General features: G+C 40.8%; 20 protein-coding genes and 1 pseudogene. 1 reads left to right on the plus strand and 20 read right to left on the minus strand.

The features are described from left to right. Positions 1-24: 24 nt before the first annotated feature. A pseudogene (locus CWC30_RS15475) lies at positions 25-564 on the minus strand (alpha-N-acetylgalactosaminidase); the annotation flags it as partial. 265 nt (positions 565-829) lie between these two features. Between CWC30_RS15475 and CWC30_RS15480 the strand changes: the two are divergent. Further along, the gene (locus CWC30_RS15480) at positions 830-2,443 is read left to right on the plus strand and encodes a M28 family metallopeptidase (protein ID WP_138627545.1); all 1,614 of its coding nucleotides are present in this window, start codon (positions 830-832) and stop codon (positions 2,441-2,443) included. A gap of 31 nt (positions 2,444-2,474) precedes the next feature. Here the strand turns inward: CWC30_RS15480 and CWC30_RS15485 are convergent, their stop codons facing one another. The 19 genes from CWC30_RS15485 to rpsO all read right to left on the minus strand — a co-directional run bounded on the left by CWC30_RS15485 (position 2,475) and on the right by rpsO (position 20,561). Next, positions 2,475-3,422 (minus strand): general glycosylation pathway protein, encoded by a 948-nt coding sequence (locus CWC30_RS15485; RefSeq protein WP_138627546.1) that lies wholly within the window; start codon positions 3,420-3,422, stop codon positions 2,475-2,477. Between the two features lie 231 nt (positions 3,423-3,653). Then, entirely contained in the window at positions 3,654-3,869 is a 216-nt protein-coding gene (locus tag CWC30_RS15490) for an EF-hand domain-containing protein (RefSeq protein WP_138627547.1), read from the minus strand. A gap of 69 nt (positions 3,870-3,938) precedes the next feature. Then, complete coding sequence (locus tag CWC30_RS15495; protein ID WP_008467121.1) at positions 3,939-4,151, minus strand: EF-hand domain-containing protein; 213 nt, start codon at positions 4,149-4,151, stop codon at positions 3,939-3,941. 160 nt (positions 4,152-4,311) lie between these two features. Further along, positions 4,312-4,524, minus strand: coding sequence for an EF-hand domain-containing protein (locus tag CWC30_RS15500; RefSeq protein WP_008467122.1), 213 nt, complete (start codon positions 4,522-4,524; stop codon positions 4,312-4,314). Positions 4,525-5,100: 576 nt separating this feature from the next. Beyond that, positions 5,101-5,316 (minus strand): TIGR02450 family Trp-rich protein, encoded by a 216-nt coding sequence (locus tag CWC30_RS15505; RefSeq protein WP_036983160.1) that lies wholly within the window; start codon positions 5,314-5,316, stop codon positions 5,101-5,103. 335 nt (positions 5,317-5,651) lie between these two features. Beyond that, positions 5,652-6,005, minus strand: a complete 354-nt coding sequence (locus CWC30_RS15510; protein ID WP_069439995.1) for a cupredoxin domain-containing protein — start codon at positions 6,003-6,005, stop codon at positions 5,652-5,654. Positions 6,006-6,027: 22 nt separating this feature from the next. Next, complete coding sequence (locus CWC30_RS15515; RefSeq protein WP_138627548.1) at positions 6,028-8,271, minus strand: heavy metal translocating P-type ATPase; 2,244 nt, start codon at positions 8,269-8,271, stop codon at positions 6,028-6,030. Beyond that, positions 8,268-8,705, minus strand: coding sequence for a MerR family transcriptional regulator (locus CWC30_RS15520; RefSeq protein WP_016899460.1), 438 nt, complete (start codon positions 8,703-8,705; stop codon positions 8,268-8,270). The genes CWC30_RS15515 and CWC30_RS15520 overlap by 4 nt, the downstream gene beginning before the upstream one ends. A 209-nt stretch (positions 8,706-8,914) precedes the next feature. Continuing rightward, positions 8,915-9,412, minus strand: coding sequence for a DUF2059 domain-containing protein (locus CWC30_RS15525; RefSeq protein ID WP_138561772.1), 498 nt, complete (start codon positions 9,410-9,412; stop codon positions 8,915-8,917). 125 nt (positions 9,413-9,537) lie between these two features. After that, on the minus strand, positions 9,538-9,870 hold the full coding sequence (locus CWC30_RS15530; RefSeq protein WP_013464546.1) for a Na+/H+ antiporter subunit G: 333 nt from the start codon (positions 9,868-9,870) through the stop codon (positions 9,538-9,540). Between the two features lie 9 nt (positions 9,871-9,879). Continuing rightward, on the minus strand, positions 9,880-10,149 hold the full coding sequence (locus CWC30_RS15535) for a K+/H+ antiporter subunit F (RefSeq protein WP_008114565.1): 270 nt from the start codon (positions 10,147-10,149) through the stop codon (positions 9,880-9,882). Next, positions 10,143-10,679, minus strand: coding sequence for a Na+/H+ antiporter subunit E (locus CWC30_RS15540; RefSeq protein ID WP_138627549.1), 537 nt, complete (start codon positions 10,677-10,679; stop codon positions 10,143-10,145). Before CWC30_RS15540 ends, CWC30_RS15535 begins: the two co-directional genes overlap by 7 nt. Beyond that, on the minus strand, positions 10,679-12,196 hold the full coding sequence (locus CWC30_RS15545) for a monovalent cation/H+ antiporter subunit D (protein WP_138627550.1): 1,518 nt from the start codon (positions 12,194-12,196) through the stop codon (positions 10,679-10,681). Before CWC30_RS15545 ends, CWC30_RS15540 begins: the two co-directional genes overlap by 1 nt. Continuing rightward, positions 12,193-12,540 (minus strand): Na+/H+ antiporter subunit C, encoded by a 348-nt coding sequence (locus CWC30_RS15550; protein ID WP_013464542.1) that lies wholly within the window; start codon positions 12,538-12,540, stop codon positions 12,193-12,195. Before CWC30_RS15550 ends, CWC30_RS15545 begins: the two co-directional genes overlap by 4 nt. Beyond that, positions 12,540-15,332, minus strand: a complete 2,793-nt coding sequence (locus tag CWC30_RS15555) for a monovalent cation/H+ antiporter subunit A (protein WP_138627551.1) — start codon at positions 15,330-15,332, stop codon at positions 12,540-12,542. The genes CWC30_RS15550 and CWC30_RS15555 overlap by 1 nt, the downstream gene beginning before the upstream one ends. Positions 15,333-15,621: 289 nt before the next feature. Beyond that, a complete protein-coding gene (locus tag CWC30_RS15560; RefSeq protein ID WP_138627552.1) occupies positions 15,622-16,761 on the minus strand; it encodes a hypothetical protein in 1,140 nt (379 codons plus the stop codon). Beyond that, positions 16,745-17,617 (minus strand): lipoprotein NlpI, encoded by an 873-nt coding sequence (gene nlpI / locus CWC30_RS15565; protein ID WP_036983175.1) that lies wholly within the window; start codon positions 17,615-17,617, stop codon positions 16,745-16,747. Before nlpI ends, CWC30_RS15560 begins: the two co-directional genes overlap by 17 nt. A gap of 185 nt (positions 17,618-17,802) precedes the next feature. Then, positions 17,803-19,929 carry a polyribonucleotide nucleotidyltransferase gene (gene pnp / locus CWC30_RS15570; RefSeq protein WP_138627553.1) on the minus strand — a complete coding sequence of 709 codons (2,127 nt, stop codon included), beginning with the start codon at positions 19,927-19,929 and terminating at the stop codon, positions 17,803-17,805. Between the two features lie 362 nt (positions 19,930-20,291). Continuing rightward, positions 20,292-20,561, minus strand: coding sequence for a 30S ribosomal protein S15 (gene rpsO, locus CWC30_RS15575; protein WP_006793376.1), 270 nt, complete (start codon positions 20,559-20,561; stop codon positions 20,292-20,294). Positions 20,562-20,606 lie beyond the last annotated feature (45 nt).

Here is a 20,606-nt window from a genome sequence, read left to right on the forward strand (position 1 = left end):
GCATGCGCTCTTTTTTTATTTGGCTTAGCTTACAATGCCCAAAGGCTGTGCGGTTTGCCATGCCCCGCGAGTAAAATCGGGAATATCTATTGAGCGGCTACGCTCACTCACAGACTGGGCTGATAACGGCGAAATAACCGACCATGCCGCCCCGTCATAAACGTCTTGATCTAGCGGTTCGCCATTTTTTAAGCAGTAAATCATCCGCCAAAACATTAAAAAGTCCATGCCACCGTGGCCACTATTGCGCTGCGCCTCTTCACCCATTTTTGTCCATAAGGGATGGTCGTACTGCTCATACCATGCGCTCATATCATAATCCCACTCATGAAAATTTTTTGAGCCACCAGTTTCAAGGGCAATTCGACTAGGGAAACCTGCAAACACGCCATTCGTGCCTTGTATTAAGTTATGTCGTGAGTACGGCCGAGGGGTTATCGTATCGTGCTACACCATAATACTGCGCCCTTTTAGAGTTTTAATCAGCGTCGTGTTCATGTCACCGGCAATATAATTGAGCTGGTTACGGGGATGTTCGGCAGCAAACTCACGTTGCGCATAGGCGCGCTAGTATGAACACTGCCACTAGATGCACAGCTACTAACCACACCAGCAGCGGCAGCTAAACTGACTGCCTTTAAAAATCCCGACGAGTAAATTGCTTCATTACTTATCCCTTTTGTTATTATTTTTAACTTACTTAATGGCGGTTAATGGGTAAAGGGCCAAAGAGGTAAGCTGAATAAAAATAGGTTTAAAAGGGATAAAAATTCGCATTGTGTTACTGTTTGGGGTTATAGTCGAAAAAAATATTATTTCCTAACTTATTATGTCTTATATAAAAACCATCACATTTTTTTTAGTTATTGTACTAACGGGTTGCTCAGAGTCTGCAACCCCCACTTCCTCGCTCGAAAACAGTCCGGGCGTTAGTTTAAATAATATAAAACAGCATATTAAAACCCTTGCCTCTGATGACTTTGAAGGCCGCGGTCCATTAACATTGGGTGAAGTAAAAACCGTTGGCTATTTGAGTGAACAATACAAAGCCATAGGGTTAACTGGTGCCTATAACGGTGATTTTTTACATCCGGTTAAAATGGCCATGATCACCGCAGATCAAAACATGCAATTGACCATGGGTGATTTAAGCTTTAAAGCGGGTAAAGACTTTACTGCTCGTACTAAACAATTACAGCCTGTTATTGATGTTCGCAATTCTGATGTGGTCTTTGTCGGTTATGGTATAAATGCCCCTGAATATAACTGGAACGACTACGCCAATATTGATGTAACCGGTAAAACCGTTATTGTGCTGGTAAACGATCCGGGCTTTGCCACTCAAGACGATACGTTATTTACTGGTAATGCCATGACTTATTATGGTCGTTGGACTTATAAATATGAAGAAGCCGCGCGCCAAGGCGCTAAAGCGGTATTTATTGTTCACGAAACAGCTCCTGCCGCATACCCTTGGGGGGTAGTTGAAAGCTCAAATACCGGCACTAAATACAGTCTAATGGATAACAACCTCAATGCATCTGAATTGCCCGTTATGGGCTGGCTAACACTCGATGCCACCGAGCAAATTTTTGCATCAGCACACTTAAACTACCAACAATTAAAACAACAAGCACTCGGTGAGCAATTTCAAGCTAAAGCGTTGAATTTAAAAGCGACCCTTGCATTTAAAAACGAAGTGTCACATGCAAAATCACATAATGTGGTCGCAAAAATCACAGGCAGTGAAAGCCCAGATGAATACATCGTTATTAGTGCCCATTGGGATCACTTTGGCACTAAACAAACCGACAGCGGTCCTAAAATTTATAATGGCGCCGTTGATAACGCATCAGGCACCGCTGCCACCCTTGAGATTGCTCGTATAATGCAAAAAATGCATCAGCAAACACCGTTTAAACGCTCGATTATTTTTGCCAACTTCACCGCCGAAGAAACCGGTTTAATTGGTTCAGCCCAGTTTGCCTCTGGTGACGTGATCCCAACAAAGAATATGGTTGCCCTACTAAATATTGATGGGATGAACGTACTCGATAGCACCGACTATATTTTACAGTACGGTAAAGACCTCTCGACTATGGAACACTATTTAGCTAAAGCCGCAAACGCGCAAGGACGTCAAGTTAAACTGGATCCTCGTGCGCAAAATGGCTTATTTTTTAGATCGGATCATTTTTCACTCGCCAAACAAGGTGTGCCAAGCTTACTGTTTATGAGCTTAGGTGATACCGATCCTGACTACATCACTCATAAATACCATAAAGAAGCTGACGATTACTCAGCTGATTGGTCATTAGGTGGGGTAAAACAAGATGTAGAACTGATTGTTGATATAGCCTCACAACTGGCGAATAACGGTGATTGGCCAAAATGGACAAGCGAGTCTGACTTTAAAGCTAAACGCACCGCTGACAAACAATAAATACAATTAAACATCACTACTTAAAATCCTCCTACTCGGAGGATTTTAGTTTTACCCGTGCCTGTGTAAGCAATGTTTCAGCTTTTGCCCCTAAATACACATATATCGCTAAAGCAATTAAAAGTCCCACCACTGCAAGCATCATCGCTATAGCTGGCATTAAATACTCTGATTGCCCTAATGCGGCTTTAAACATAGTGAGTAGTGCTTCAATTGATATAGCAATTAACACGGTAGAGATAAACCGGGTAATGGTTCGTCGTGTTGATGAGTGTCTAAAAATATCTTTATGCATGAGGATTTCTTCCTCAAGAATTGTTTTGCCAAGATCAAAAACAGCCAATGCTAACGTGATATAAATAATGATGCTAAAGGGTTCTAGGGGATCGGACGAACTATTTACGTGAGTTATTAATTCATAGATGTCGATAAATACGATGTTGAGTAAAAAAAGCACCAAACTAAATAAGCACGCCACAATAATCCCATAACCTGCTTTAAAATAAGGTGACATAGTCGCACGTGCGGTATCACCCATCACAAACTCAATAAGCTGCGTTAAACTTACATCAACAACTGAATAATGTTGATTATTGATAGGTTTGTTTAATTCTTTAATCGCAGATATACATAAATGGTTGGTCGCAATAGAAATATAAGGCGCAGTAAAACAAATAGCATTACAGGCTTTTACATTTAAAAAATAAGGCCGCTCACTTAAATCCTGATTATTACCTCTCTGTGCTAATTTTTTATTGTAGGCACGTTTAAAACAAACGTTATTGCCCTGTTGTGAGCCCTTCTCGTCCAAACAGTATTGTAATTCTAAAAAAGGATAATGCTTTGTTAAATAGCGCATATCACGATTATTAGCGATGCCGTCATCTATACTCATTAAAATTGATTCTAATAAGCTATGTATTAGCTGCTCATATTCGTTATAGCGCTCAACACTACTTATATAACTCATTCTCGCCATAGTTAGGCTCCTTAAATACCCTAATCAACAGCTAAGCAAGTTTAAAACCAAAAATTAAAGAACTTAAAAATCAATAGATTAAATTAAATTCATTGATGCCATTGCACTATTTTAGTGACAACTGCACACACTATTTCTCGCCACGCACAAAAAAGCAGCTGAGTATTTACTACTTAGCTGCTTTTTATGTCTCGTTTATAAATTACATAAACGCTTTCATCCGTAATGTAATTACTGAATTTTTGCGAACTCTTCTTTTGAAAGCTCACCGTTGCTATCAACATCTAAATCATCAAATAATTGAGCTAGTTGTGAGTTAGCTTGTGCTTCAGACTGGCTAATAACGCCGTCGCCATCAGTATCGAAAGAATCAAAGTCAACCGCAGCAAAAACCGCTGAAGATGAAGCAAGTGCAATTAAAGCGAGTGTTTTAGTAAATGTTTTCATAATTAATCCTTAGGCTAAATGCCTTAATTAAAATGGTAAGAAGTCCTTTTCAAAGATCCTTAAGGGAAACTAATACGCTGAAAATTCGTCTTTAGAAAGTTCACCATTACCATCTACATCTAGCTCTGCAAACTGCTCCATAAGCTCAGCAGCAACCGATGCCTCTGCTTGGCTGATGGTGCCACTGCCATCTACATCAAGCGTTTCAAAGTCTGTGCTTGCAAATACGGCAGATGAAGAAGCAAGCGCCATTAATACCAGTGTTGATTGTAACTTTTTCATAATATAATCCTTCAAAGTGTGCAATGTTCGTCAAATAAAAAATAATTGGCTCAAAACTATCAACCTCATATCCTTGCGATTCTTTGTCATAGGCTCCCTTGCCTATTTAGGTTGTCTTGGGCAACTCAGAATCAGTAGTAGTATTGAGCACTAAAGCTGGTTACGCCTTAGAAAACTCTGCTTTAGATAACTCACCGTTTTGGTCAGTATCAAGCTCAGTAAACTGGCTCATAAGTGAGGCGTCAACTGATGCTTCAGCTTGGCTAATAGCGCCGTTGCCATCCACATCGAGTGTGTCAAAATCGGTTGCTGCAAAAGCCGCTGATGAAGAAGCTAAAGCCATTAATACCAGTGTTGATTTAAGTGTTTTCATAATGTAATTCCTTCATTAGGTTGTGCGATGAAGCGATGTGCTTTATCACGTTTTTGCTAAATACAGCTTAGGTATTACAACTTCGATGCCATGTTTTTAAAGTTATTTAAAAACATGCAGTTAGAATGATTTTGAAGCATTTTAATAAAAATAAACCATGATTTTGTTGCTTTTTAGCAACAACCACTGAGGCTGAAATAAATAAACATTTAAAATCAATAAGTTAAATTATAATAAAAAGAGACATGGGAATGAAAAAACCGTAAAAATCATGTTTAGAGCAGTTATGAGAATAAACCGACTCTGAACACATCCGACATACTTACTTTAACGGTATAAAATAATACGCATAACGCATTGAAATATAATAACTAAAATAATATTTAGATTATTTTTATAAAAACGTTTGAAGAACGATTTAAAAACTCTCGTTTTGTTGCCAAATGGCGAATTGGGATGAAAACAAGCTGTAATAGAGGAGAGTCGCTAGCAATGTGTTGTTCTAAAAAACAATAAACTAGTCGCTCATGCTCATAAGGGCTATGAGCGTGAGCAATGTGTTTTAAACAGCCTGCTTTATTTCCAACCTTGCAGCCATTTTTGTTGATCTTTTAAATCGCGCCACTGGATTGGGTATTGGTTTTTTGACATTACCGCTTCAGTGATACATTCAACGACGTTGCCGTCTTCATCAAACTCAACCTCAACAATAATAAAATGTTTTTCCTTATTAATTGCTGGGATCGCTGTCCATTTACTATTAAACAGTTTTTTAGGGTTTAATTTATTCATACTACGCCTTCTCAGTTTTCTGCTTGAACAAACGCATCGGATCCATTTTTAGTTTTATTAATCTAGGGTCTGTTGACCTTTCAAGGTTAAATTTGCAGCAGTCTGTTTGGTATTTAGGCAAGGCAGAGCCTATGTGGTGTGGTTATTCCCCATAAATAGGCGATAACGCAGCATCAATGCCAAACAGGCGCTGCCCTTCGGGTTCTGCCTAGGGGCGATTTACTCTTTGTTGCTCGGTTCTTACTTAGTCCACTAGGTTACAAACCTCGCGCCGCGATTAAACCGCTCCTAGTTTGAACAAATTGTAATCCGCAAAGGTCAACAGACCCTAATATTCAAGACACTAATAACGTGCCTTTATACATTTGCATTTGGCAATGAAAAGCATATTCACCCACTTTAAGTGCCGGCAGCTCAACAGTGTTATTCTCACCCATAGCGAGCGTTTTACTGATATCGAGTGAAGGAAACACCACCGTTTCGGCGCATGGAGCGCTGTCTTGTCGATTAAACGTCAGCGTTACTTTTTTATCAGCAGCCACTTTAATATGGGCAGGATAATAAACGCCGTTATTAACCACTATCGTTATTTTGTTGTTATTACTCTGCACTTGCTTAGGTTTATATAGCCAAAACCAGTAAATAATAACCGCAATTAACAATGCGCCGAGTATATTGAACATCAACATAATGCTACTCCTATTTATAAAATTACGATTTACTGGGTTTAAAAAAGCGCAGGCGATTGGCGTTTGTGACCACAGTTAGTGATGACAGTGCCATAGCAGCACCTGCAACAATTGGGTTGAGTAATATACCAAAGAATGGATATAACAGCCCGGCAGCAATTGGAATACCTGCCACATTGTAAATAAATGCACCAAATAAATTTTGCTTAATATTGACTATAGTGGCGCTACTAACCGCAATGGCATCGCCAAGACTCTGTAATGAACCACGCATTAAGGTGATATCAGCGCTCTCAATCGCCACATCGGTGCCAGTGCCAATAGCAAACCCAACATCGGCCTGTGCCAGTGCCGGCGCATCGTTTATACCATCACCCGTCATACCGACTATTTCACCTTTAGCTTGGCGCTTAGTTACTTCACTGGCTTTGTCATCAGGCATTACTTGGGCAATAAAGTCCTTAATACCTACTTTGTTAGCGACGGCTCTGGCGGTAGCTTGGTTATCACCGGTCAGCATAACAACATGGATACCTTTTTTTTGTAGACGTTTAATGGCCTCTGCTGAATCGTCTTTTATCGGATCTGCCACCGCTATAATGGCTTGTAGTTGGGTATCAATTGCAAAATACATTGGCGTTTTAGCGGCGCTGGCTAATTGCTCAGCTTGCTCCTTTGCCTCTGCAATACTGATATTGTGTTGGCTCATAAGCGCTTCATTGCCAAACAATAAAGTTTGCCCATTTAATCTGCCTGTAACACCTTGCCCCGTCACAGCGTTAAAATCGCTGACTTTTTCAATCGTGATATCTTCATTTTCAGCATAACTTACAATGGCTTGCGCTAAAGGATGTTCAGAGCCGCTTTCAAGACTAGCGGCAAGCTTTAGCACCTGTACTTTATCGCTGTCATTAAAATTAATGATATCGGTAACGGTGGGTTTTCCTTCTGTGATCGTGCCGGTTTTATCTAAAATCATGGTGGTAATTTTAGAGGTAGTTTGCAGCGCTTCTCCATTACGAATAAGTATTCCCGATTCAGCGGCTTTACCTATCCCAACCATAATTGACATAGGGGTTGCTAAACCCAGCGCACACGGACAGGCAATGATAAGCACCGTGGTCACGGCCACTACCGCATAAGCAATGCTCGGCTCGGGGCCAAAATTAAGCCATGCAAGGCCCGCGAGCACTGCAATAATCATTACCGTAGGAACAAATACGCCGGATATTACATCGGCTAAACGCCCTATGGAGGGTTTAGAATTTTGTGCTCGTTTAACCATATTAATAATACTGGCAAGTGTGGTTTCACTGCCAATATGAGTGGCTTTAAATAGCAACGTGCCACTTTTATTAATACTGCCTGCAACAACGGTATCGCCCTCACTTTTGTTCACTGGCATAGGCTCACCCGTGAGCATTGACTCATCCACTGAGCTGCTACCTTCAATGACTTCACCATCCACGGGGATTTTTTCACCGGGGCGTACACGCACAGTCTCGTTTTTTAGTACCTCACTAATAGCTATATCTTGCTCTTTGTTATCACGCACTACCCGAGCGGTTTTTGGCTGCAAACCGATTAAGCGTTTTATCGCCTCAGATGTGCGACCGCGGGCTTTTACTTCAAAGGCAAGGCCTAGGCTAATTAAACCGATGATCATCGCTGAGGCTTCAAAATAAACATGCCTGGCCACCTCGGGTAGCACGCTTGGCGCAATGACTACCACCATAGAATACAACCACGCGGTACCTGTGCCCAACGCAATCAGTGTATCCATATTGGCGGTGTGGTTTTTAAATGACTGCCATGCGCCGTTATAAAACTGTTTACCCGCAATGGCCATAACCACTAAAGTGACTATACCAACAATAAACCAGCCAATGCGCTGCGCATTGGTGGTAACACTCATATCAAAAATAAGCCCATACAACATAAGCGGAGCGCCAACGCCTAGCGCCAATACCATATTACGCATTAGCTTTTTATAGTGCGCGTTATCGGCTTTGGCTTTTTCATCTAGCGCGTCTTGCTCCGACTCACTATTCATTGGCTTAGCCTTGTAGCCTATATTTTCGACTGCTTCAATCAGCTCTGCTGATGACGCATTGCCTTCAACTTGCACACTGCGATCAGCAAAGTTCATTTCAACACGCTGCGCACCTGATACGCTTTTTAGCGCTTTTTCTATTTTTGCGACGCAGCTGCCGCAATTAGCACCTTCAATTATAAAATTTTGCACTGTGTCTTTATTGTTGCTCATTTTGCTTCCTCGGAACTAACTTGTTCGTTAAGGGGATCTACAAAGGTCTCAATTAAACTACATATATCGGCACTTACAGCACCATCGCTTGAGTTTTCCCACTGTTTTACCGCAGCTTGCATACGCGTTCTTAGTTTGAGTGTTTCTTGAAATAGCCGCTCTGTTTCTTCGAGCCGTTTAGTTATTAATTGTCGTGTCAGTGGGCATGGGCAATTCCCTTGCTCCGATTGAGCAACTATTTGCTGAATATCTTTAATAGAAAAACCGAGTTGCCGTGCACTAATAATAAACTTTAAACGTTGTTGATCGTCTTTGGTATACACCTGATAGCCATTGTTTTGGCTACGAATGGGTTTAAGTAGCTTTATACGCGTGTAGTGCCGCACTGTATCTTGGGTCACTCCCATGATTTTAGCTAGCTGTTTAACATACATAATTCACTCCATCGGGTTTTAATAGTGACATAATAAACCTATGTGTAACACACAGGTCAACCGCTATTTTAAAACTCAGGGAATGCGTTATCGGCACATTAAATAAGTGATTACGTTTGCTTAAAGAAGAGGAAGAATACAGCAGTCACAAAATAGTGACTGCTAGAAAATGTAGACGTTATTTTGCTACGACTTAGGTTAACTATAGTTTAGTTTGCTTCACTACGCGATTGTTTAAGTGCTTCACCTAGCTGCCCAGCAATCGCTTGAATCTCTGGCATAGCGTCTTGCACTAATGCTTGTGACATTTGCATAGACTGTTGCATCACCTGTGGCATTTTTTTCAAAATAGCTTGCCCTGACTCTGTTTTATAAAAATCGAGCATATCGCTAATCTCTTGCTCACTAAATTGCTTATCATAAAGGTTAACCATCATAGGCTGCATTTTTTGCCAGCTCATTTTGGTTTTTAGCACCTTAGTCATATCAGCATAATATTTGTCAAATATTGGCTTTTCATTTGGCTTTACCCCCATTTGCACCGACATATTTTGCATCATGCCCTCAACTTGAGAATACATAGAGTCAACCATGGCGTCCATATCCATCACCTCTACCAGCTCATCAATTTTTTGTTGCTTAGTAGTTTGCGCTGCATATAGGCTAGTTGAAAAAATAAGTAGTGATAAAAGTAATACCTTACCCATATTAATATCCTTTTTGTATTTGAATTTACGCCATACTCACATGTTCAATAAGTGTTGTAAATGGGAACAACCAAAAAAAAAAGCCGGATAACTACCATTATTTGGCTTTTTGTCGTTTGTTAGGGTTAATCTTTTTCGATATTATCGAGTCCTTTCGTTCCATCTTTGGCTTTTAACTTATGATGAATAGCGGTTTTAATTAGCATATAACCACTAATGGGCGCCGTGATTAATAAAAATATAGTGATTAATATTTCTTTTACGCTTAAGCCACTAGCTGAATTGGCAAAAAATACCATCGCAGCCGTGAGTATACTTGCCATCCCTAAAGTGGTTGCTTTAGTTGGCCCATGTAAACGCATAAAAAAGTCCGGCAGTTTAATTAAGCCAATAGAGCCAATTAAAATAAAGAGCCCACCTAACAAAAGCAATATTGATACGATCCATTCACTTATCATTTTAATACCTTACTCAATTATATCGCCACGAAGTAAATACTTACATACTGCCACTGTACTTATAAAGCCTAACATTGCGATAAGCAAAGCAGCTTCAAAATATAAACCTGTTCCCATACTGATGCTATATAAAATAATCAATGCAATAACGTTAATATACATTGTATCGAGCGCCAAAATACGATCTGGTACTGATGGACCAATAATAAGTCGCCATAAATTTAGTAGTAATGACAATCCAACCATTGAAAAAACAATCAGTAATACTGTATCTAACATTGAAATATCTCCTTTAGGGGAGCTTCGTAGCGTGCCTTAATTTGTTTGATAAGTACTTGCTCATCATCTAAATCCAACACGTGAATTAATAAATATCGCTGCGCTGGTTCATCATCTTCATTAAGTGACTTAATGAGAGGATAAACCTCAGCACTTACTGTACCCGGCGTTAAAGACACACAACTAGCTAAAATAGTAATTGGCATTTCATGCATTAAATCGATAGGCACTTTAACAAAACCTGGACGTAAATTTTTTGAAGGGCCCAGTATTAATAAGGCCACTTGTAAATTAGCCACAATAATATCGTAAAGCACAATAAGTAACTGCTTAAACGCCAAGCCAGGCTTTAATATGAGTGGTTGTGGATCTCTAAATGACATACTGAATAAAGGAATAAGCAGTGCTAACAATGCACCCAATATAATATGCCCTACAGACGCACTGTTATTTAATAATAGCCATACTATAAATAAAAATAGACTACGAAACGGTGTGGGTAACCAACGAAAACGAGCTTCTAAGCGCATTACAGACCTCCCTTGAGTACCGCATTAATACCACCACTAATATCGTGAAGTTGTTTTGCTGTTTCAAGTGCATATTGCGTTGCCAAATCACCAAAAACAACCAACAGCACTGAGCTTGTGAGCAGGCCAACAAGTACGATAACTTGCAACGGATGTGCATTAGCAACATCAGCAGCCTCACCGCCTTTGTCTTTATGCTCCCAAAACAAACTCGTGCCTGCACGTGATATAGCAACAATTAACGCTAAGCTCATAATTAAGTAAACAGGCCAAAATACCAGTGCTTGCTCACTGTTTAAGGTGGTTTTTAAAATCCAAATTTTACCTACAAAACCTGAAAGTGGCGGCATACCTATGACGGTTAGTCCAGCGATAATAAAACACGCTCCCAACAAGAATGGTTGTTTAACTGCGCGTCCGCCAACTAATCTGTCGCCGGCTTTACCTCGCTGAGTTGCAATTAAATCAGCCAGTAAAAATAGTGCTGCAGTCACTAACGTTGAGTGCACCAAATAATACAATAGTGCAGCTGTGGCGTTTATATTTTGAAGTGCAACCAGTGCTACTAAAGTACCCACAGAAACCAGTACTAAGTTTGCGGTAAGCTTACGTAAATCTTGTGCTGCCAACACTCCGATTGCCCCAATCACTATAGTAGCAATGGCCAACGCCCATAGCCAAGACTGCGCCATATGCTCAAGTTCACCGGCTTGCTCACCAAATACCACTGTATATACGCGTAAAGTGGCGTAAACACCGACTTTGGTCATAATCGCGAATAATGCAGCAACCACAGGTGTCGCACTTGAATAGGCATTTGGGAGCCATAAATGCAGTGGTAATAGTGCACTTTTAAGGGCAAATACCACAAGCAATAGCAACCCGCCCGCTTTAGCTAAATAAACATCATCACCGGTTAACTGCGGTACTTTATTAGCCATATCAGCAATGTTTAGGGTACCCAATACCCCATATAAAATACCTAAGCCGATTAAAAATACACTTGAGCCAACTAAGTTTAAAATAACGTAATGCAGTGCTGCACGTGTTTTTGGTTTACCGCCGCCGTGCATTAATAACGCATAAGAAGCAATTAGTAACACTTCAAAAAAGACAAAGACGTTAAATAAATCGCCCGTTAAAAACGCACCATTTACCCCTAATATTAAAAAATGAACCAAGGGATGGAAAAAGCTGCCTTGCTCGTCATCGCCGGCACACCCATATAAAACCACACCAAGACCTAAAAAGGCGGTTAAAGTAACCAGTAAAGTTGAGAGCATATCTGCTACCAGTACAATACCAAACGGCGCTGACCAGTTACCGATTGCATAAACAATAACCCCGTTATCTTTAACCTGAACCAGCAGTAATACTGTAATTACAAAGGTTAAAATAGCCATTAGGCTTGAAGTTAATCGCCGTGCAAATAAACTTTTGCCACACGGTGGCAGTAGCAGAATGATTGCCGCTAGCATAGGCATTAAAACAGGCAAAGATGCTAAATGCTGAATCATTTTCTCTCCTTGCGTTTACTTCTGGTTAGGGTGCCATCAACATGATCATTCCCTAAATCTGCTCGCCCTCGTATCGATAAAATAACCACAAACGCAGTCATGGCAAATCCTATTACAATAGCTGTTAATACTAAGGCTTGTGGCAGCGGATCGGCGTAATCAGCGCCAGTTCCAAGTACCACCGCTTTATTGATAGTTAAGCGCCCTGATGAGAATAAAAACAAATTAACCGCGTAAGAAATCATTGTCAGCCCCAGTACCACTGGGAATGTGCGCGCTCTTAATAATAAGAACACACCACAGGTGACTAGCACGCCAACGCAAGATGCGTATAACAGTTCCATTAAATATTTACCTCTTCTTTCTCTGCGTTCGCTGTCATATTACCTAAGCTCGCAAGGATCATTAGCGTCGCGCCAACAACGGTTAAGTACACGCCCAAGTCAAATACAATGGCGCTGGCAAGCTCTGTTTTACCAACAAACGGAATATCAAAGTAATCAAACCAGGTAGTTAAGAATGGTTTATCGAAGAACCAACTTCCTACACCCGTAAACATGGCGATAGCGATACCTGATGCAATAATTTTTCGATAGTTAACATCAAAACGTTCATTAATCCACGCAGTACCATGGGCCATATATTGTAAAATAAAGGCAATAGAGGTCACGAGGCCGGCAATAAATCCACCGCCCGGTAAGTTATGACCACGTAAGAAAATATAAGCGGATACTAATAGCGCCAATGGTAATAAGCTTTGTGAAATACAAGCCAATAAAATAGGATGACGGTCTTTAGACCATGGGCGCCCTTCACTGTCGCTTGCTGGCATATAAAGCGGAATTCTTGATAACAGTTTAAATATACCCAGTGCTGCAATCCCTAACACGGTGATTTCACCTAAGGTATCAAAGCCCCTAAAATCAACTAAAATAACGTTAACAACGTTAGTACCCCCACCGCCTGTTTTAGCATTAGCGACAAAGAATTCAGAAATTGAATTAAGAGGACGGGTCAGTAATGCATAACAAATACTAGCAATAATTACCCCCACCGTAGAGGAAATAACCACATCACGTAAAATACGCAACGAGCTTGACTCTCTTGGCGTACTTTGCGGTAAGAAAAACAGTGCCAACATTAATAATATGATGGTCGCAACTTCTACTGTAAGTTGCGTTAAGGCCAAGTCAGGCGCTGAAAAACGTGTAAACGCTACCGACACCATTAATCCCACAATCGACAGCATTAATAACGACACCATCCGAATTCGATGCCAAATAACGGTAGCAATAGCACCAATAATCAGTAGCCCTGCACCTATAGCATTTTGAATATCAACTGGGGTGTTAGGTACACTGCCCGCTAGCTGTTTCATTTCAAATAATGGCCAACCTGAGGCAAGTAATACAACACCTAACATAATAAATACATAGCGTTGTAATGAGCCATTTTCTGTTGATTGGATTTTGTTTTGACACCAATTAACCACAACCACTAAAAAACGCTCGAAGATTTTTTTAGCGTTAAAAGGAGGTAACGACGCTTGGAACTGAAATAAGTACTTACGATTGACGTAAATAAATAAACCACCAATGACCGCCATACCACTCATAAGTAGAGGTAAATTGAAACCGTGCCAAATAGTTAGCTTGTACTCAGGCATAGCTTGACCAAGTACAGCCAGCGACGCGGCTGATAAAATACCGTCAACGACAAAGTGTGGAAAAATACCCACTAAAATACACAGTACCACTAAGATCTCTATAGGCACACGCATATAACGCGGCGCCTCATGAGGGGTGCGTGGTAAGTCTATCGGCTCACCATTAAAGAACACGTCATGAATAAAGCGAGATGAGTATGCTACCGACAGCGCACCTGCAACGGTTGCCAGCACAGGAATTAACCACGACATAGAGCCAAGTACTTGCTGATTCAGTGTTTCAGCAAAAAACATTTCTTTAGATAAGAAACCATTTAATAGCGGTACACCCGCCATAGCGGCAGCGGCCACCATCGCCAAGGTTGCCGTATAAGGTAAGTAGCGCCACATGCCATTGAGTTTGCGCATATCACGAGTCCCGGTTTCATGATCAATAATGCCGGTTGCCATAAATAACGACGCTTTAAACGTCGCGTGGTTAATAATATGAAAAATAGCGGCTACGGTTGCAAGTTGTGTGTCTAGGCCGAGTAATAGAGTAATTAGGCCTAAATGACTAATTGTTGAATAGGCTAATAAGCCTTTTAAATCATGTTTGAATAGCGCGATGTAAGCGCCAAATAAAAGTGTAGTTAAACCCGTCAAACCGACTAATAAAAACCAAGTGTCGGTTCCCGCCAGTGCTGGATAAAAACGCGCAAGTAAAAAGATACCCGCTTTTACCATAGTGGCAGAGTGTAAATAGGCACTAACCGGTGTAGGTGCTGCCATGGCATGGGGTAACCAAAAATGAAACGGAAATTGTGCAGACTTGGTAAAGGCGCCTAGTAATACTAGCACCAGCGCTAATTCGTATAAATCATGTGATTGAATAATCGCTTTGCTAGCTAAAATAGTGTCTAGGTCGTAGCTTCCAACAATATCACCTAGCAGCATTAAGCCGCCCAGTAATGCTAACCCACCCGCACCGGTTACCGCCAGTGCCATACGCGCCCCCTTGCGCGCCTCTGATTTATGCCACCAGTAACTAATCAACAAGAACGAGCTAATACTGGTTAGCTCCCAAAACACCCATAACTGAATCACATTGTTTGACATAACAATGCCCAGCATGGCGGTCATAAATAACATTAAGTAACTAAATAGCTTTGGCAGTGAATCGTTTTGACTTAGGTAATAACGGGCATACAAAATAACCAGCAGCCCTATTCCTAAAATCATAAATAAAAACAGTAAACTCAAGCCATCTAAGCGTAAGGAAATATCCAGCCCTAAAGCAGGTATCCACTGCGCGCTAAAACGAATAGTTTCTCCCGCGAGAACCGCAGGCGCATGATAAAGTGTAATTGCAAGCGCGGCTAAAGGCGCAATAGCCGTTAGGCTCGTTGCCTGATTTCGAGAAAGTTTGCCGGTGCATGCAGAAATAACACTGCCTAATAAGGATAACAGGGGTATCCAGAGCAAAGTCATAATGAAGGGCCTTTTTGAATCATAAAGTTTATCAATTCGCTACTTGTTATTATTAAATACCAAAGTGACTTGGGTATACGTTTTATATCTGTTTTTTAACAACATTAATACGTACAGTTATACTGATAAACATGGTTTTTGTCTATAGAAAGCGCTTCTAGCGGGGCAACAATCAAGCAAAAAAGTCTATAAATTAATGAACTGAGATAAAACCGGCTCAGCTTTTAAGCCGTTTTAATAGGATCGTATAATCATTGGTTAAACAACCTAAAAGTACTCTATTTAATGATTAAAAGCGCGGGAATAAATCTGCATGTTGCTCTATATGAGTTTGCCACAAAACCCGATATTGATCTGAAAGTCCAACCTGTTGATATTGCATAATAGACCACTGTGCGCTTGGCTTATAAGCAACACCTCCTTGCTGACAGCTTTTGCTTTTGTGCCATCCTTTTGGCGCATCAGTGTTATGAGCAATAAACAAGTTAGGGGCAACCAACCCCTCAAGCTGACAAAGCCAAGCTTGTTTTTTTGCTGGTAAAGCGTATTCATCTTCAAAACCATTAAAGTGCATTAATTCATGTAAAAAGACCGCATAATTGGCCTGCGAGTTAATATGCATTAAGCCCTGATGTACATTGGCAGTACCTTGCTTTGGCATCATAATCGCAAAATCGAATCCTTTAGGAAGCCGTTGCTTAAGTGATGACTGTTGCCAATCGCACTGCGCAAGCGTTGCTTTAGTGCTGTTACAAGCAATTGCATTACCAACATATATAGGCTTTGAAAAACAAAATGCATTACTACTAGGCTCTGGGTGTTGTGCGTATTTTTTCACAAAGTGGTTGAGCCTATATAAACCATCACGGTGATCGCTCAGCATTAGCACATTAAATGTGCATTGCTTTTGTATCTCAATTTGCTCGCTCGCTACCAAAAACCCTAATTTATTCATAAAGGAGTGGTTTAATGCATCGAAGGGAGCATGCTGTTGTAACTGTAAATGATAAAAGGCATCCCCTTTAGGTAACTTATTGTGAGCTTTTAATAACGCTAAATCTTGCCAGCGCTGTTGAGCAAGCAATGAAGCTGCGAGATGTTTTTGTTGTTTAATTGTTATCTCATCGAGGCTTGCTTGCCAAAAGAGCTTGGCGGTTTCAGTTTGATTATTGGCTATTAATGATAACCCATATCCGTATTGTGCATGGGCTATTTTATTGCGTGCTAAGGTAGCTAATGAGGTCGGGGGGAGTTGTAAAATATGCGATGCAAAGTAACCAGGGAATTGCCAATAACTATCAATCACATTGGCTTTGGCGTGCAATACTTGCCAAAAGCCAATACTATTTTGTTTATTACTGGAGCCACTAATTAAGCTAGCGCACAGTAATAAAATACTTAATTTAAAAAAGTTAGCCCGCGCTTTCACTAGCCATCAACTCAAGCTCTAAACGTGCATATTTATATTCTATAAATTCATGAACGTTCGTTGCTAGCGCCAACTTAAAGTAATCTGTTGCAATTGAAAGCTCACCTGCGGCTTGGTGCTGTTTAGCTAAGTAAAAATAAGCTTCACATAAACGTTGAGCATATTCTTGTTGTGAACTCACCCCATCGGCTATCCCTGAAAAAAATGCTTTTTCACTCATATCACCTACATACAAGGCAATAAGCTGATATGCCCATTCGTTTTCATCAAGGGCCGCCGCATTAGCTTTTAACGAAGCGAGTGCCTGAGTTTTATCTTGTGCGGCCTGCGCTAAATAAAGCCACAGTACACGATAAGGGTCGTTAGGAGAGCGCTCCAAAAACGTTTTAAAGTCATCCTTTGCAAGCGTGGCTCTATCACCATAGTACAAAGCAATACCACGATTTAAATACGCATATTCATGTTCTTCATTTAACTCTATGGCTGAATCAAAGTACTCGTATGCTTTTTCGTATTGCTGCATCAAGGTATGTTGAATCCCCAAAAAGTTATACACTTCAGCCAAATCAGGTTTCAGTTTAACAGCTCGGTTAAAATCAATTCGCGATAAAGTGGTCATGCCTAAGCTATCAAACAGCACACCACGGTCATAATAGAGCTTTGCTTGTTGCTCTGTACTTAAGTCTGCTCTATTTAATAGCTCTGAAAAACGAGCAATGGCAATTTCATTTCTAAAGTCTGATGCAAGTGGCGCAGTAAATGGCACATTAATAATAGCAGCGGGTTTAGTAGTAGCCTGACAAGCGCTTAAAGACAAAATAGCAAAAGATGCCAAGGCTAAATGTTTAAGTCTCATTAAAATCCTTAATACCGAGGTAAGTAGCAAATAGATAAGACATAAGCTGTCTTGTAAGGTTCATTCTTGTTATATGTTACTTAACGTCTTGAACATAATAGGTTGCTAACATTAAAGCATAAAAAAAGGGGCTAAACAGCCCCTTTTTATACTATCCAGTAATTATCTGGATGAAAGATTAGCAATTACGCGTCTTTAGACTCGTCAGCTGCAGGTGCTGCTGATTCCATTGCTTCTTTAATACTTAGACGTACACGGCCTTGACGGTCTACTTCTAGTACTTTAACTTTAACTTCTTGACCTTCGCTAAGGTGATCAGCAACGTTGTTAACACGCTCAGAGCTGATTTGTGAGATATGCACTAGGCCATCTTTACCAGGAAGAATGTTTACAAACGCACCGAAATCAACGATACGTACCACTTTACCTTCGTAGATAGTACCTACTTCAAGCTCAGCAGTTAATTGCTCAATACGGCTAATTGCATTTGCTGCACTTTCACCGTCTGTAGCAGCAATCTTGATTGTGCCATCATCACCGATTTCAATCGTAGTACCTGTTTCTTCAGTAAGCTGACGGATAGTTGCGCCACCTTTACCGATTACATCAGCAATTTTCTTCTGTGGGATTTGCATCGTGTAAATACGCGGTGCAAACATAGATAACTCTTCAGAAGGTGCAGAAATCGCTTCGTCCATCACACCTAGAATGTGTAAACGAGCTGCTTTAGCTTGCTTAAGCGCGATTTGCATGATTTCTTGCGTGATACCTTCAATCTTGATATCCATTTGTAGTGCAGTGATACCGCTAGTTGTACCCGCTACTTTAAAGTCCATGTCACCTAAGTGATCTTCATCACCTAAGATATCTGAAAGTACTACAAAGTTTTCTTCTTCTTTAACTAGGCCCATCGCGATACCGGCAACAGAAGCTTTAATTGGTACACCCGCGTTCATAAGCGCTAGAGACGTACCACAAACCGATGCCATTGAAGATGAACCATTTGATTCAGTGATCTCAGATACAACACGAATTGAGTAAGGGAACTCAGTCAATGTTGGCATTACAGCTTGGATACCACGTTTAGCTAGGTTACCGTGGCCGATTTCACGACGCTTAGGAGAACCTACAAAACCCGTTTCACCTACACAGAATGGAGGGAAGTTGTAGTTAAGCATAAAGTGGTTTTTATGCGTGCCAGTTAAATCGTCGATTAACTGTGAATCACGTTCTGTACCAAGTGTTGCTGTTACTAATGCTTGTGTTTCACCACGAGTGAAGATTGCAGAGCCGTGAGTACGTGGAAGTACGCCCGTCATTACATCTAGTGCACGAATCATATCTGGTTCACGACCATCGATACGTTTTTCGCCAGCAGCGATACGGCCACGAACGATTTTCTTCTCAAGTGAACCAAATACTTTACCTACTTCTTGCTTATCAAGCGTTTCGCCTTCAGCAAGCTCGCTTGTTAGTGCTTCAACAACCGCATCTTTTGCAGCAGTTAATGCTTCTTTACGCGCTACTTTATCAGTAATACGGTAAGCTTCGCCTACTTTATCAGCAGCAAGTGTTGCTACTTTCTCTTCTAATGCAACGTTTTTCTCAGGTGCAGTCCAATCCCAAGTAGGTTTGCCTGCTTCTGCTTTAAATTCGTTAATTGCATTGATGATAGACTGTGATTGCTCATGGCCGTATACAACCGCACCTAGCATTACGTCTTCAGCAAGAACGTCTGCTTCTGATTCAACCATAAGTACAGCGTTATCAGTACCCGCAACAACTAAATCAAGTTGGCTTTCTTCAAGCTCTTTTAGTGTCGGGTTAAGTACGTATTCACCGTTGATGTAACCAACACGTGATGCACCAATTGGACCGCTGAACGGGATACCAGAGATAGCAAGTGCTGCTGATGTACCAATCATCGCAACCATATCAGGTTGGATTTCAGGGTTTACAGAAACAACTGTCGCGATAACTTGTACTTCGTTTACAAAACCATTAGGGAAAAGTGGACGAATTGGACGGTCAATAAGACGTGCAATTAGCGTTTCGCCATCGTTAGGACGACCTTCACGCTTAAGGAAACCACCTGGGATACGACCAGCAGCGTACATACGCTCTTGGTAGTTAACTGTTAGTGGGAAGAAATCTTGACCTGGTTGAGCTTCACGCTTACCAACAACCGTTACTAGTACTGACGTGTCGCCAATGCTTGCTAGTACTGCGCCGTCTGCTTGACGAGCGATAGCACCTGTTTCTAGCGTCACTGTGTGTTGACCTAGTTGAAATTCTTTTATAATTGCTTGCACTTAAAATATTCCTTAAATGTATTTTTAGTATTAATTAAGTTTTCATCAAAGTACCAATTACAGTACATAATTGTATTCAGTTGGAAATCAATTAAGTACTACAATTGGCAATGATGTAAATAACCGTAAATAAACCTCTTTATCTACGCGCCATAGTATATAACAAAGTCAGGTGAAATTGCGAGCTTAGCACCGAGATAAAATAGTGCTTACAGCAATGCCAAAAACATTCGCTTTGTGAATGATAACAGTATGGCTTTTATTCGATATTTCAAGGGGTTTACTGAGAAGCACTGGGGAAGACGAGAAAATGTGAGCACAAAAAAAGGAGCTAAAAAGCTCCCTTTTTGATAATCAAGTTCTTAGCGACGTAGGCCAAGCTCTTTGATTAACGCAGTGTAACGCGAGATATCTTTACCTTTAAGGTAATCAAGCAGTTTACGGCGAGTGCTTACTTTACGAAGCAGACCACGACGTGAGTGGAAGTCATGCTTGTGATCAGCAAAGTGACCTTGAAGCTTGTTGATATCAAAAGTAAGTAATGCTACTTGTACTTCAGGTGAACCAGTGTCGCCTTCAGCGCGTGCGAATTTAGCAATGATATCGATTTTTTCTTGATTGCTTAGTGACATAATAACTCCAAAAGTTAAATTTAACAGGTGCTTTAGCCGATCACT

Origin of the sequence: Pseudoalteromonas sp. S4741 (assembly GCF_005886135.1) — a bacterium.
Classification (GTDB): domain Bacteria; phylum Pseudomonadota; class Gammaproteobacteria; order Enterobacterales; family Alteromonadaceae; genus Pseudoalteromonas; species Pseudoalteromonas tetraodonis.